The organism is Bifidobacterium sp. MSTE12 (assembly GCF_000513015.1).
Classification (GTDB): Bacteria; Actinomycetota; Actinomycetes; order Actinomycetales; family Bifidobacteriaceae; genus Bifidobacterium; species Bifidobacterium dentium.
Genome location: NZ_AZYA01000011.1, coordinates 47,314 through 62,193 on the forward strand (window position 1 = coordinate 47,314; position 14,880 = coordinate 62,193).

Below are 14,880 nucleotides of genomic sequence, written 5' to 3' on the forward strand. Positions count from 1 at the left end.
ATGACACCATGCGCGAACAGCCCTCGTTCATGGTTGGAGCACCTGTTTTCGTATGCGTTCGCTACAGTGAGAAAGAAGGGGAACGCTAACTATTACCAAGAAAGAGTTATTTTCACAGGATGATTTCCGATATAGAAACGCTATTTCGTAGTGCATGGGTTCGCCTGTGCACGTTGTTGATGGTCGTTGCGGTTGCGGTTCTGGGCCTTGCGGCCGCTGCTCCCGTCGCCCATGCCGCTGAAGTCGGCGACCCGGCGGCAACCAAGGGCAAGACCTACAAGATCGGTACCGACACCACGTTCGCTCCTTTCGAATATCAGGAGAAGGGCAAGATGGTCGGCATCGACATGGAGCTGATCCAATCCATCGCCAAGAAGGAAGGCTTCAAAATTGAGATTCAGGCCTCCGGTTTCAATGCCGCATTGCAGGCGTTGAGTTCGAATCAGGTGGACTTGGTCATCGCGGGCATGTCGATCACCGACGAGCGCAAGGCGACCTATGATTTCTCCGACCCGTACTTCCAGTCGGGCATTCAGATGGCCGTCGCCGCCGACAATGACGACATCAAAAGCTATAAGGACCTCGACGACAAGACCGTGGTGGCGAAAACCGGTTCCGAAGGCGAGGCCTATGCCAAGGAACATGCCAAGGAATACGGCTACACCGTCACATCCGTCGACCAATCCTCGACCATGTACGAGATGGTCAAGTCCAGCAACGCCGTCGCCGTATTCGACGATTACCCGGTGCTGGCCTATGGCGTATCCCAGCACAACGGTCTGAAGATCGTCACCCCGAAAGTGCCGCACGGCGAATACGGCATGGCCGTGAACAAAGGCAAGAACGCCGATCTGCTGGCAGCCATCGACGATGGTCTCGCCCAACTGATCTCCTCGGGCGAATACGAGACGATCATCGCGAAGTATCTCGGTGCCGAGGGCGCCAAGGCGCAGGTCAAGGCCATTTCCGGCATGGTCACCGACAACGATGCCACCGCAACCGCCAAAGCCAAGGTCGGGTTCCTGGGACTGGCCAAGCAGTCGCTGCCCGCGTTGATGATTGGCCTCAAGAACACGCTGTTCATCACTGTCATCTCATTCGCCATCGCCCTGCTTCTAGGTGTGGCCTTCGGCCTGATGCGAGTAGGGGAGAACAGGGTCGCCTCCGGCGTCTCCAAAGTGTATGTCGCCATCTTCCGTGGTACTCCGATTCTGGTGTGGGCGTTCTTCTTCTACTTCGGCGTGCCGCAGCTGATTGGGCACAGCGTGAACATCTGGATTGCCGGTGCGCTGACGCTGTCGCTCAACTCAGGCGCCTACCTGGCGGAAATCGTACGTGGTGCCATCCAAGCCGTCGATCCCGGCCAGATGGAAGGCGCTCGCTCACTCGGTCTCAATCGTCGTCAGTCCATGGCGCGCGTGATCCTGCCGCAAGCCAGCAAAATCGCCATGCCATCGGTCATCAACCAGCTGGTCATCATGATCAAGGATTCCTCACTGCTGCTGGCCATCGGCTTCGGCGAACTGCTCTACCAGGCCCAGCAGCTGTATGCGGCGAACTTCCGCGTCACCGAAACCCTGCTGTTGGTCGGCGTGATCTACTTCGTGGCCATCACCATGCTGACATGGCTGGCCAATATCGTCGATAGGAAGGTGAATCGATGAGCGAAAGCAACGTCAGGCATATGATGCTCGATGACGGCATGACCGGCGGAACCGGCACCGACGATGTGATGATCGATGTCACGGATCTCCGCAAGAGCTACGGCAATGTCGAAGTCATCAAAGGAGTGGATCTGACCGTGCACCGTGGTGAGGTGATCTGCATCATCGGTCCCTCCGGCGCAGGCAAGTCCACGTTGCTGCGCTGCCTTAACGGATTGGAACACGCCACTAGCGGCCGGATCGTGGTCAACGGGCATGACCTGAACGACCCGAAGGTGAACATCGACAAGGTGCGCGAACAGGTCGGCATGGTCTTCCAGCACTTCAATCTGTTCAACAACATGAGCGTGATCGACAACATCACGCTTGCGCCCAAGTTGGTGCACAAGGAGTCCGAGATCCAGGCACGTGAGCACGCCATGCGGCTGCTCGGAACCGTCGGACTGGCCGAAAAGGCCGACGCCATGCCACGTTCGCTTTCCGGCGGCCAGAAGCAACGCGTGGCCATCGCGCGTTCGCTGGCCATGCGCCCGAAGGTGATGCTGTTCGACGAGGCGACCTCCGCGCTCGATCCGGAAATGGTCGGCGATGTGCTCGAGGTCATGCGAGAGCTCGCCAAGGAGGGCATGACCATGGTGTTGGTCACCCATGAGATGGGCTTCGCCCGCGAGGTGGCCACGCGAGTCATCTTCACCGATGCCGGTGTGATCGAAGAGGAGGGGACTCCCGATCAGATCTTCAATCACCCGAAGAGCGAAAGGCTCAAGACCTTCCTTTCCAAGGTGCTGTAGCGGGTGGCGATCTGCACGTGGAAGTCAGGCGAACGCCCATGAGAATTCACCCTGCGTTCGCCTGTCTCACCCTTGGTCGTTGCTTTACGGCCATAGCCTTGCCGGTATGAACATCAGTGAGATCTGCCGGCGCTGCATCAAGGCGTTCACCAATAGGGTGCCGGCGAGGGTGACCTACGGGGTGGCGGCCGCTTTGGTCGTCGTGGCGGTACTCGTCATTGAATTGCCGCGGCTGTGGTGAGGTGACACCGTCTCACAATGCGAACTTCGTCTCATGAGGAAACAGGCAGGGAAACAAAGGCTCCCTATACTTGCCGGTTATGTCTGATATGAACGAAACCACAGCAAAGCGCCCGTTGGTGCCGGGCGCCGAAGTCAGCGATCGTCCACTCGTCGAACTGACCCATGTCGAGAAGCACTATGGTGACCTGCACGTCCTGAAGGACATCAATCTCACCGTCAAGAAGGGTGAGGTACTCGTCATCGTCGGTCCGTCCGGTTCCGGCAAGTCCACGATGTGCCGCACCATCAACCGTCTGGAGACCATCGATTCGGGCGATATCCGCATCGACGGCAAGCCGTTGCCGCAGGAAGGCAAGGAGCTTGCCAGCCTGCGTGCCGAGGTCGGCATGGTGTTCCAGTCGTTCAACCTGTTCGCCAACAAGACCATTCTCGAAAACGTGACGCTCGCGCCGATCAAGGTGCGCCACATGGACAAGAAGGCCGCCGAGGACCTCGCCATGGATCTGCTCGGTCGAGTCGGCGTGGCCTCACAGGCCTCCAAGATGCCGTCACAGCTGTCCGGCGGCCAGCAGCAGCGCGTGGCCATCGCCCGAGCGCTCGCCATGCAGCCGAAGGTGATGCTGTTCGACGAGCCGACCTCCGCGCTCGATCCGGAAATGGTCAATGAGGTGCTCGATGTCATGGTCGAACTCGCCCATGAAGGCATGACCATGCTGTGCGTGACCCATGAGATGGGCTTCGCGCGCAAGGTGGCCGACAAGGTCGTGTTCATGGCCGACGGCCAGATTCTCGAACAGAGCACGCCGGATGATTTCTTCGAAAATCCGAAGACCGATCGTGCCAAGGACTTCCTGTCGAAGATCCTCACCCACTGAGCGATTCGAACACGCAGAAGAGGGATTTTCCAATGACATCACTTTCAACCAGGGCGAAGCGTATGCTGCGCAGGGCCGTTGCGGCCCTCTGCGCATGCGCATGCGTGTTCGCCGTCTCCGCGTGCGGCGCGGATGATGCGGATGGCAAGATCCGCATCGGCATTAAATTCGACCAGCCCGGTCTGGGCTTCAAGAAGAACGGCACCTACGTCGGCTTCGACGTGGATGTGGCCAAGTACGTGGCCAAGAAGCTCGGTTATTCCGAGGATCAGATCGTATGGAAGGAGGCGCCCTCCAAGCAGCGTGAAGCCATGCTGCAGAACGGTGACGTCGATTATATCGTCGCATCCTATTCCATCACAGACGAACGCAAGAAGGTCGTCGATTTCGCTGGACCGTATTTCGTGGCAGGCCAGGATTTGCTGGTACGCAAAGACGAGAAGGGCATCGACGGGCCCACGGACCTGAACGGCAAGCGGTTGTGCTCCATGACCGGCACCACGTCCGCGGTCAATGTCAAGGAGAAGTTCGCCAAGCAGACCCAGCTGATGGAACAGCCGGGCATGGCGGAATGCGCCACCGCGTTGCTTTCAGGCATCGTGGATGCTGCCACCACAGATGACATCATCCTCGCAGGCCTCGCCTCAGCCTCCCGCGGACGACTGCGCTTGGTGGGCAAGCCGTTCACCCAAGAGTATTACGGCATCGGCGTCAAGAAAGGCAACACCGAGCTGAAGAACAAGATCAACAGCGCCATCACCGATATGATTCAGGATGGCTCCTGGAAGCGTGCCATCGCCGACAATACGAAGGGCGTGGATTACACCCCGAACGACAAGTACAATCCGCCTGTGCCGAATGGGAAGGGGAATTAAGTGATGGACGGTTTCCTCGCGCTATTCAGCCAATACAACATTCCCGGCGCTTTTCTGGTGAATATCGAGTTGACTTTGTGGTCGGCGCTGTTCTCTACGATTCTGGGCGTCATCCTTGTGATGATGCGCATCTCGCCGATCGCTTCGCTCCGTACCGTCGCCGGCGCCTATGTCGAACTGTTCAAGAATCTGCCGTTGACCATCATCATGGTGTTCATGGTGCTAGGCGCGTACGCCCAGCTGAAATTCAGCTTCTCCGATACCTTCGCCACGAACTTCTTCTGGCTGGCGGTCACGGGTCTGAGCCTGTATACCGCGGCCTTCGTATGCGAATCGTTGCGCTCGGGCATCAACACCGTGCCGCTCGGCCAGGCCGAAGCGTCGCGTGCGCTGGGCCTGAGCTTCATGCAGTCAGCCACGCAGATCATCCTCCCGCAGGCCTTCCGTGGCTCCGTGGCGCCTCTGGGCAACACGCTGATCGCATTGCTGAAGAACTCCACCGTCGCGGCGGCCGCGTCAGTGGCTACCGAAACCTCGACGATGATGAGTGAGATGATTGAATATCATGCCGACCAAATCGTGCCGATCTTCCTGATCTTCGCCTTCGGCTACGTGATTCTGATCATTCCGATTGGCATGCTGACGACGTATCTATCCAACAAGCTCGCGGTGAGGAGGTGACGCACCATGGCAAGCAATGAAAGCGCCGTACTGTTCGACCAGCCGGGCCCGAAGGGCCGCAAGACCATCCGTATCGTCAATTGGATCGCAGGCATCGTCTTCGCAATCGTGCTCGTGCTGATGCTGATGCGTCTGCACAACCCGCCGGACGGCGAGAACCAGCTGAGCTGGGAATTGTGGAAGCCAGCCCTCGACAGTGAGGCATGGACCGATTTCTACCTGCCGGGTCTGTGGGCCACGGTTCGCGCCACCATACTCGCGGTGATCGGGGCCGTGGCGTTCGGTCTGGTCTTCGGCATCGGCCGACTGCTGCCAAGCCTGATCATTCGCACCGTTTCCGGCGCCATCGTGGAATTCGCCCGAGCCGTGCCGGTGCTGTTGCTCATGATCTTCTTCTGGCGTTGGTTTGCCTTCGCGGGCCTGCCAAGCCCGGCTTACTGGGCCGTGGTACTCGCATTGGTGATCTATAACGGCTCCGTGGTCGCCGAGCTGGTTCGCTCCGGTGTGGGTAACCTGCCGAACGGCCAGAGGGAGGCATCCCTCGCCCTCGGTCTGACCCGTACGCAGTCACTCATGCAGATCGAAGTGCCGCAGGCCATCTACGCCATGCTGCCGGCCGCCGTGATCCAGCTGGTCGTGGTGCTGAAGGACACCGCCCTCGGCTCGATTATCATGTACACCGACCTGTTGCAGGAGTCCCGCCGACTCGGCTCGATGTACTTCAACATCCTGCAGACCCTCGTGGTGGCCGCAGTCGTGTACTTCATCGCATGTTGGCTGCTGAGCCGGTTGGCCGAATGGCTGCCGGAACGCATGCAGAGGCACACTGCCGCCCCCGCCGAACCCGAGCCGGTCGCCCCGATCGCCATCATGGATCCGTCTAACGTGAACCAGATCGCCGTGGCCAAGGAAGGCGTGCCGCTGGGCGGTGCGCAACGCCAGTACCATGTGCACCATCGTGGTACGAACGCGTCGATTCGCCACTGGCGTCAGACGCGGTACGACCAAGGCTACGATGAGACGCATCCGGAAAGCCAGATCAAGTTCGGCAAGAACGGCAAACCGCTTCGCGAGAACCCGTTCGGTGATCTTCTGAAGGAAGCCAAGCCGAAGGAAGACAAGCCGAAGGGCAGCAAGTAACACACCATGACCGATTCTTTGGGGGTATCCCCGAGAATCGGTCATTTGCGTCTACCATGGGAACCGTCAATCGTCAGGCAGGGAGGCTTGGGATGGCGGATAAGGATTCGAAGAAGGGTGAGGCAAAGAACCCCGCAATCGCGAAAACGCTCAACAAAGTGGAGGAACGACTCGACATGGGAGAACGTTCCGATTCGGTGGCGGAAGGCTTGGCGAACGTAGCCAAGGCGAGCGAATTGCTGAGTTCGGTGTGGACGTTGCCTCCCGGGCAGCTGTTGCGATTCCACCACGATACGAAGGTGGCCGAACTTGACGGCGATTCCACGCCGGGATTCGACGGCAACAAGGAGGATGCGGAACGGTTCATCGGCATCAGCTCCGCGGAAATCGCACGATACCAGCGATTGATGTATGCCAACGGCGTGAAGGGGTCACGTAGGCGCCTGCTCATCGTGTTGCAGGGCATGGATGCCTCGGGCAAGGGTGGCATCGTACGGCATGTGTTCAGCCAAGGCGATCCGATGGGCATGCACTATCACGGTTTCGGAGCTCCCAAAGGCGAGGAGCTCGATCACGACTATCTGTGGCGTATCAAACGTGAGTTGCCCAAGAACGGCTGGATCGCCATCTTCGACCGATCCCAGTATGAGGATGTCGTCATGCCGCATGTCCACCGCACCTATCCGGAAGAGGTATGGCGGCCCCGATACGACGAAATCAACCGTTTCGAATCGCAGTTGGTATCCGACGGCTGCGCCATTATCAAAATCTTCCTCGTGGTCAGCAAAGAGGAGCAGAAAAGGCATTTCCTGAGCCGACTGGACGATCCGACCAAATATTGGAAATTCGATCCCAGTGATCTTGAGGCGCGTGAACGCTGGGACGACTATATGGATGCCTGGCAGGAGGTATTCGTGAAAACCAGTACCGAGCAGGCGCCATGGTATCTGGTACCTGCCGATAACCGCTGGTATTCCAGGGCGGTGGTCTCCGAACTGTTGCGCAATACGCTCAAGAACATGAATATGATCTGGCCGCCGCTCGAAGTCGACGCCGACGAAATGCGACGTCGACTCAACGACATGTGACGGCGTGACGGTCAGTTGGTGACGGAATAGTCGAAGAATACGACCTCGCCGCTGGATTGCGTGGCATCCAAGTCGACCACGCCGGTGATGGCCCAATCATGGTCGCCGTCGGAATCGTCGATGATCTGGCGTACTTTCCAGCTGTGTTCGTCTTTCTCCTTGCTTTCGTCAAGGATGAACAGTTCGCCGCTGCGCGCCTTCGCATCGGTGTTCACATACTCGTGTTCGTCGTAGAAGTCGTCAAGCACGTCCTCCCACTCGTGCACGCCATAACCCCAGTCCTTGTCGAGAGCTCCCAACTCTTCGGGTCTGTCGAGATCCATGAGTTGCACTCGGCGGAACATGGCGTTGCGTATGAGCACGGTAAGGCCACGACGATCCTCAACCACGGCGTTCCTCGTGCCGGGAGCCGCCAGATTCGCGGCGGCTTCGGCGGCTTCGGCATCGGCCCCGGCATTCTCCCACTCGTCAACCAGACTCGAATCGATGGAACGTACCACCACACGCAACCATGAGATGATGTCATGCAATTGCTCATCACGTTTCTCGGCCGGTACGGTACGGGCCAATGCACGGTAGGCGTCGGACAGGTAACGCAGCAGCGTGCCCTCGGAACGGGCGATGGCATAGCGGGCGATGTAGCCGGTGAAATCGGAAGCCGTCTCGACCATGTCTCGCACCACTGACTTCGGGCTCAGCCAATAATCGTTCGCCCAAGGCACATCATGGCGATATTCGTCGAATGCGGCCTGCAGCATGTCCTCCAACGGCTTGGGATAGGTGATTTCCTGCAAGCGGTCCATGCGTTCGTCATAGTCGAGGCCGTCCTCCTTCATGCGGATCATCGCCTCATCGCGCGCCTGGCGTTCCTGCGCGCGCAACACCTGCTTGGGATCCTCCAACGTGGCTTCCACCATGGAGATCACATCCAGCGCATACGTTTCCGACTCCGGATCGAGCAGCTCCAAGGCTGCCAGCAGGAACGGGCTCAGCGGTTGATCGAGTGCGAAATCGTCAGGCACGTCGACGGTCATGAAATAGTTCTTACCACCGTCGTCACGGTCTTCGGTCTCGATCACGTTCGTGTCGAACAGTGTCTGGAAGATCTCGTCGGCACGCGCATGCAGACGTTCCTTCTGCTCCGGGCTCTGCGCGGAATCGTCGATAAGACAATCCACGCGGTAGCGTGCGTCGCCGCCCTGCTCCACTTCGTTCAGCACCATCGAATGCGTGATCTTCATATGCGGCACCAATGTTTCCGGTGCGGCGTCGATGAGTCTGTCGAATGTGCTCTCGTTCCATGTCACGAAACCTTCCGGTGCCTTTTTGCGCTTGACCTTCTTGAGTTTCTTCGGATCGTTGCCGGCCTTGGCGAGTGCCTTGGCGTTCTCGATTTCGAATTCGGGGCCTTCGGCGATGACCAGGCCTTCCGTGTCGAAACCCATACGGCCCGCACGACCTGCGATCTGGTGAAACTCGCGGGCGCGCAGCCTGCGCATCTTCGTGCCATCGAACTTGGTCAAAGCCGTCAACACCACGGAATGAATCGGCACATTGATGCCGACCCCCAACGTATCCGTGCCGCAGATCACCGGCAACAGCCCCTGCTGGGCGAGCTGTTCGACCAGACGGCGGTAGCGGGGGAGCATGCCGGCATGATGGATGCCGACGCCCGTACGCAGCAGGCGTTGCAGGATCTTGCCGAATGCGGTGGTGAACTTCGTGCCTTTGATGGCCTCGGCGATGGCGTTGCGTTGCTCCTTGCTGGACACGCCCGTGCTTGCCAGCGCATTGGCGGTCTCCAACGCCGCATCCTGAGAGAAATGCACGACGTAGATCGGCGTCTCGCCTTTGCCGAATGCCAGTTCCACCGTCTTTTCCAACGGGTCGAGCGTGTATTCGTAGGTCAATGGCACCGGGCGGGGCGCATCGGCGATGATATCGACATCCGTGTCGGTCATGCCTTCCAGCCTGTCGGCGATGGCATCGACGTTGCCGAGTGTCGCGCTCATCAGCAGAAACTGCGTATCCGGCAGGGTCAACAGCGGTACCTGCCAGGCCCAACCACGTTCGGGATCGCCATAGTAATGGAACTCGTCCATCGCCACGCATCCGACATCGGCATGCCGTCCCTCGCGCAATGCCTGATTGGCGAGAATCTCGGCGGTGCAGCAGATAATCGGCGCATCCGCATTGATGTGGGTGTCGCCGGTGATCATGCCGACATGCTCACGGCCGAACACCTCGACCAGATCGAAGAACTTCTCGGAGACCAGCGCCTTGATCGGAGCCGTGTAGTAGGAACGCCGTCCCGTGCACAGAGCCGCGAAATGCATGCCGAGAGCCACCAACGACTTGCCGGAACCGGTCGGGGTGTTGAGAATCACATGGTCGCCCGCCAGAAGATCCATGATCGCCTCTTCCTGATGCGGCCACGGTTCGACGCCCTTGACGTTCGCCACCCAATCGAAGAAACGTTCGTAGATCTCATCCGTATCGATGTTGCGTTCGCCCTCGTCCCAACGCGGCGCCAACGCGCCCAACGAGCCATAGTTCGTATCGTCTGCCATAGCTGCAAGTCTACCGACGGGTTACGAACGCGCGTGTCGAACGTGTGTTCGAATTTTGTGCCTCGTTGGAGTAGAGTTGGCTTCATGACTGAGGATTTGTTCGGTGCGATGGAGGCGCCGGAGGAGATGACGAGACCACTGGCCGTGCGCATGCGCCCGTCAACGGTTGATGAGGTCGTCGGGCAGGGGCGTGTGCTGGGAGAGGGTTCGCCGCTGCGCAGACTCGCGAATCCAGCTTCCAGGAAATCGCTTACCGCGCCGAGCTCCATCATCCTGTTCGGGCCTCCCGGGGTGGGCAAGACCACACTCGCCTACATCGTCGCCAAGCAGTCCGGTCGTGTATTCGAGGAGCTGTCAGCCGTGACTTCCGGTGTCAAAGACGTGCGGGACGTGCTCAAGCGTGCGCACGACCGACTGGTCGCCGAAGGCAGGGAGACGGTGCTGTTCATCGACGAAGTGCATCGTTTTTCTAAATCACAGCAGGATGCGCTGTTGCCCAGCGTGGAGAACCGCGACGTGACCTTCATCGCGGCGACCACCGAGAATCCGAGCTTCTCCGTCATCAAACCGCTGCTGAGCCGGTCGGTCGTCGTCAAACTCGAATCGCTGGAACCGGATGATCTGAGAACCCTCATCAACCGTGCCGTCGAAGACGAGCGAGGGCTGAACAACGAGGTGCGAATCCGCGATGACGCCGTGGATGAAATCATCCGCATGGCCAGTGGCGACGCACGCAAGACACTGACCATCCTCGAGGCGGCCGCGGGTGCGCTCACCGGGGACAAGGAGCGTAAGAAGGGCGCGAAACGACCTGTCATCACGCCTGACGTGGTATCGAAGGTCATGGATGTGGCCACCGTGCGTTATGACAAGGACGGCGACGACCATTACGATGTGATCTCAGCATTCATTAAATCCATGCGCGGCTCCGATCCGGACGCCACCATGCACTATCTGGCTCGTATGCTGCGTGCCGGAGAGGACCCGCGCTTCATCGCCCGCCGCATCATGATCGCAGCCTCGGAAGAGGTGGGCATGGCCGCCCCGCAGATTCTGCAGGTCACCGTGGCGGCCGCACAGGCCGTAGCCATGATCGGCATGCCGGAAGCGCGCATCATTCTGGCGGAGGCGGCGCTCGCCGTGGCGACCGCGCCGAAATCCAACGCCAGCTACAACGCCATCAATTCAGCGCTCGCCGACGTGGATGCGGGGCTGATCGGGCAGGTGCCACTGCACTTGCGCAATGCGCCGACGGCCCTGATGAAAAGCTGGGGCAACCACGAAGGGTACAGATACGCGCATGACTGGCCGGGTGCGGTGGCTCCGCAGCAGTACATGCCCGACGAATTGAAAGGCCGCGAATACTACCATCCGAACGACCGTGGCTACGAACATGAGGTTAAGCCGCGGCTGGAGAAAATCCGCCGGATTCTGCATGACGAGGATGAGACGCAGCAATAGGCGACCCAAGTGGGCCGGCGGTGAAAGCGTGTCGAAAACGGTCAGGGCCTCCGCTACACTGCTAGATGGCTTTCCGGCAACGGCCATCGCACTTGGTCGTAGGAAAAAGTGCGCAGACAGGGAAATATGGAAGCAGAGAACATCGTAAAGAGCAACGAATCATCAGGCAACGAAATAACACATAACACGACGGTCGCCAATCCCACCCCAGATGAACGTATCCCAAGCAAACTCATCGGAGCCATCGTGGCAGTAGGGTCGTTGGCGTTCATCGGCATTCTCACCGAGACGGTAATGACCGTGCTCTTCCCGCAACTCATGAGGGAATTCGACGTCGATACCGCCACCGTGCAATGGATCACCACCATCTACCTGCTGGTGGTGGCCTCCACCATGCCATTGTCTTCCTACCTCAACCGCAAGTTCAGGCACCGCACGCTATTTCTGGCCGCGGTGGCGCTCGCGGTGTTGGGATCGCTGATCATGATCTTCGGCCATGCGTTCCCGGTGATTCTCGTCGCACGTGTGGTCCAGGGCGTCGGATCGGGCGTGGCGACTCCGTTGATGATCAACATCATCCTCGAGCAGGCTCCGCGCACCAAGGTCGGACGTCTGATGGGCGTAGGATCGCTCGTCATCACCGTGGCCCCAGCCATCGGTCCCACCGTCGGCGGCGCCATTTCCAGCATCCTGCCATGGCGTGCGATTTTCGTCATCGTGATTCCGGTGATTCTGCTGATCTCGTTGCCGGTAGGCTTGCGGTGCATCGAACAGCATCGTCCGATCGAAGAGGCGCACCTGAATCCGCTGCAGTTCATGGCGATCGTATTGTCGCTATGCGGTCTGGTGATGTTCCTCAACCAGGCCGGTGTGGCCATCGGTGCCGCGGTCGGTGGCGGCAGTGCGCTGCCTTCGACCGCCATCGCGGTCATCAGCCTGATCGTCGGCCTGGGTTCGCTGGCGTTCTTCGGCTGGTCCTCGAGGCGTTCCTTCTCACCGCTCATACGTCTCGGTTGGTTACGCGATCCGATGGTGCTGTTGCATCTGATCGCCTACATGATCCTGCCGATCGTCGGCATCGGATTCGGCTATGTCATCACCAATCTGGCTCAGCTTTCGCTTGGTACGAACGCTTTCGTCGCCGGTGCGCTGGTGTTGCCGGGCGCACTGATCGGCGCCTTCTTCGCACCGGTAGGCGGCATGCTCTACGACCGATTCGGCGCGTTCCGTCCGATTCTCGGGGCCTTCTGCGCGGCCATCTGCGGTCCGGTTCTGCTGTTGGCATTCTCGATGCATCTGACTCCGGCGATGCTGGCGGGCTTCTATTTCATTTTCGGACTCGGCTATTCGCTGGGATTGTCGAACATCATGACCAACGCGTTGAACCATATCAACCCCGTATTCATGCCGGACGGCAACGCCGTGTTCAATACCGGACTGCAGTTCGGCGGTGCAGCCGGAACGGCGCTGTTTTCCACGATTCTCGCAGTGGCCCAGGCCGGAGCCGGCAAGGAGGGGAGCGACGCTTTCCGCCATGCCACGGCCGTAGGCGGAGGGTGGACCTTCGCCACGATGATCGCCATCGTCGCCATCGCCATCTGTTGCCTGATCGTGGCGTTCCGTATCGGTTCGAAGCGTCGATAACGTGCCATGGAAAACGCCTGTAGCGTAATGTGAAGTGGGCGCTTCGTAAGGGAATCGGGGCTTGCTAATCTGTCTCTACCGTCTAATCGAGAGGACAGGATATGAAACCCGGATACCCGCATAACGGCATCACCACGGCATTGTTCAAGCCAGTCGCGGCAGCGCTTTCCATCGTCGCGCTGCTGGCAGGTTGCGGTTCCGTGGAGGCGAAGGATTCCAAGACCGAGATCGCCAGCATCGATAAGGTGGTCAGCGTCAACATCACCGAGCCGTCCAACGGCCTACTCCCCAGCGATACCAGCGATATGTCCGGATGGAAGATCGTCAGTCAGCTATATGACGGGTTGGTCACTTTCGACGCATCGGGCAACGAAACGCTTGTCGAGGCCGAATCGATCACTCCGAACGATGACGCATCCGAATACACGATCGTCATCAAACCGGATCTGGCGTTCTCCAATGGCGAGAAGATCACTGCCAAGACCTATGCGCGGAGCTGGTCATTCGCGGCCAATGCGGCCAATGGGCAGGTGGGGGCCTCCATTTTCGAAGACATCCGGGGATATGACGAGTTGCAGGATGAGAAAGGCTCCAAGACCGCCCAACTATCCGGCCTCGACGTGGTGGATGACACCACATTGAAGGTTACGCTCAAAGCGCCCAACTCGGCGTTCCTGTACAAGATCGGAGACATCGCCTTCCTGCCGATGCCATCTGAAGTGATCGAGAATCCCAAGGAATATGGGCAAAAACCGATAGGCAACGGTCCATACAAGCTGAAGGCGTACAAGGGCGGCGAGGAAATCATCCTCGAACGTGACGCCTCCTATACCGGTCCACGCAAGACCAGCAATGCCGGTATCGACTTCAAGGTCTACCAGAGCCTCGACGCGGCCTACTCGGATCTGCTGGCCGGCAATCTCGATGTGCTTGACGCCATTCCGACTTCCGCGCTGAAAACCTATCGGAGCGAGACATCCATCACCGCGGTCAGCAAGCCAGGCCCGGCGTTCTCGGCCTTCACCATTGCCCAGAACCTCAAGCATTTTCAAGGCGAGGAAGGCAAATACCGCCGCCAGGCCATCGCACATGCCATCAACCGTGAGAATATCGCCAAGGCGATTTTCGGTGGCACCGTGACCCCGGCCACGGACTTCCTTGCGCCGGTGATCAAGGGGTATGACGCCAATCTCGACACCGATGGCGTGCTGGCATACGATGAGACGAAAGCCAAGGAGCTGTGGGCCAAGGCGGACGCCATCTCGCCATGGGACGGCACCTTCCGCATCGCCTACAGCGCCGACGGCACCGACAGGGAATGGGTGGAGGCCGCGGCCAACTCCATCCGCAACACGCTCGGCATCAACTCCGAAAGCTACCCATTCGCCACGTCCAAGGAATTGAAGAGCGCGATTCAGGAACGCACCGTCAACGCGGCGTTCAAGTCGGGCATGCAGTCCGACTACCCGCATCCGGAAGGCTACCTGGTGCAGGCGTACGATTCGTCGGCGGCTGACGGCAAAGGCCTGAACAACGGCGATTACAAAAGCGACCAGTTCGACGCACTGATCGACCAGGCCTCGGCCGAAACCGATCTGGACAAGGCGGTGAGCCTGTACCGACAAAGCGAACGCGTGCTTTTGGAAGACCTGCCGGTGATTCCACTGTGGTATACCAACGTCACCGCGGCGGCGGTCAAAGGCGTGCAGGTGGACTACAACTACATGGGAGTCCCGGAGTACAACACCATCGTCAAATAACACCTTCAGCAGCGTGACGGAGACTCCACCATAGGCGCAAATCACACACCCGTCGCTTCGAAGCGGTAGGCTGAAGAACTATAGAAAA

The 14,880-nt window shown here is 59.2% G+C and carries 11 protein-coding genes; 10 read left to right on the top strand and 1 reads right to left on the bottom strand.

Features of this window, described 5'->3' with window-relative positions; all coding sequences use genetic code 11:
* Window positions 1-119 precede the first annotated feature (119 nt).
* The 7 genes from HMPREF1494_RS03135 to HMPREF1494_RS03165 all read left to right on the top strand — a co-directional run bounded on the left by HMPREF1494_RS03135 (window position 120) and on the right by HMPREF1494_RS03165 (window position 7,357).
* Window positions 120-1,664: an ABC transporter substrate-binding protein/permease gene (locus tag HMPREF1494_RS03135; RefSeq protein ID WP_034519466.1), complete on the top strand. Its 1,545-nt coding sequence runs from the start codon at window positions 120-122 to the stop codon at window positions 1,662-1,664.
* Complete coding sequence (locus HMPREF1494_RS03140) at window positions 1,661-2,455, top strand: amino acid ABC transporter ATP-binding protein (protein WP_428853409.1); 795 nt, start codon at window positions 1,661-1,663, stop codon at window positions 2,453-2,455. The genes HMPREF1494_RS03135 and HMPREF1494_RS03140 overlap by 4 nt, the downstream gene beginning before the upstream one ends.
* Window positions 2,456-2,775: 320 nt before the next feature.
* Window positions 2,776-3,573 carry an amino acid ABC transporter ATP-binding protein gene (locus HMPREF1494_RS03145; protein WP_003840758.1) on the top strand — a complete coding sequence of 266 codons (798 nt, stop codon included), beginning with the start codon at window positions 2,776-2,778 and terminating at the stop codon, window positions 3,571-3,573.
* A gap of 32 nt (window positions 3,574-3,605) precedes the next feature.
* Entirely contained in the window at window positions 3,606-4,448 is an 843-nt protein-coding gene (locus HMPREF1494_RS03150) for a glutamate ABC transporter substrate-binding protein (RefSeq protein ID WP_129879413.1), read from the top strand.
* A gap of 3 nt (window positions 4,449-4,451) precedes the next feature.
* Complete coding sequence (locus HMPREF1494_RS03155) at window positions 4,452-5,129, top strand: amino acid ABC transporter permease (RefSeq protein WP_034519481.1); 678 nt, start codon at window positions 4,452-4,454, stop codon at window positions 5,127-5,129.
* A 6-nt stretch (window positions 5,130-5,135) separates the two neighbouring features.
* A complete protein-coding gene (locus HMPREF1494_RS03160) occupies window positions 5,136-6,269 on the top strand; it encodes an amino acid ABC transporter permease (RefSeq protein WP_034519484.1) in 1,134 nt (377 codons plus the stop codon).
* A 176-nt stretch (window positions 6,270-6,445) separates the two neighbouring features.
* A complete protein-coding gene (locus tag HMPREF1494_RS03165) occupies window positions 6,446-7,357 on the top strand; it encodes a PPK2 family polyphosphate kinase (RefSeq protein ID WP_396334916.1) in 912 nt (303 codons plus the stop codon).
* 11 nt (window positions 7,358-7,368) lie between these two features.
* On the opposite strand, the gene HMPREF1494_RS03170 is transcribed toward HMPREF1494_RS03165, so the two are convergent.
* Window positions 7,369-9,927: a DEAD/DEAH box helicase gene (locus HMPREF1494_RS03170; RefSeq protein WP_003842396.1), complete on the bottom strand. Its 2,559-nt coding sequence runs from the start codon at window positions 9,925-9,927 to the stop codon at window positions 7,369-7,371.
* 84 nt (window positions 9,928-10,011) lie between these two features.
* Here HMPREF1494_RS03170 and HMPREF1494_RS03175 point away from each other — a divergent pair, with 84 nt between their 5' ends.
* The 3 genes from HMPREF1494_RS03175 to HMPREF1494_RS03185 all read left to right on the top strand — a co-directional run bounded on the left by HMPREF1494_RS03175 (window position 10,012) and on the right by HMPREF1494_RS03185 (window position 14,792).
* Window positions 10,012-11,388, top strand: a complete 1,377-nt coding sequence (locus tag HMPREF1494_RS03175) for a replication-associated recombination protein A (protein ID WP_003842395.1) — start codon at window positions 10,012-10,014, stop codon at window positions 11,386-11,388.
* Between the two features lie 126 nt (window positions 11,389-11,514).
* Window positions 11,515-13,032, top strand: a complete 1,518-nt coding sequence (locus tag HMPREF1494_RS03180) for an MFS transporter (RefSeq protein WP_034519489.1) — start codon at window positions 11,515-11,517, stop codon at window positions 13,030-13,032.
* A 101-nt stretch (window positions 13,033-13,133) separates the two neighbouring features.
* Entirely contained in the window at window positions 13,134-14,792 is a 1,659-nt protein-coding gene (locus HMPREF1494_RS03185; protein ID WP_003842393.1) for a peptide ABC transporter substrate-binding protein, read from the top strand.
* The last annotated feature ends 88 nt before the right edge of the window (window positions 14,793-14,880 follow it).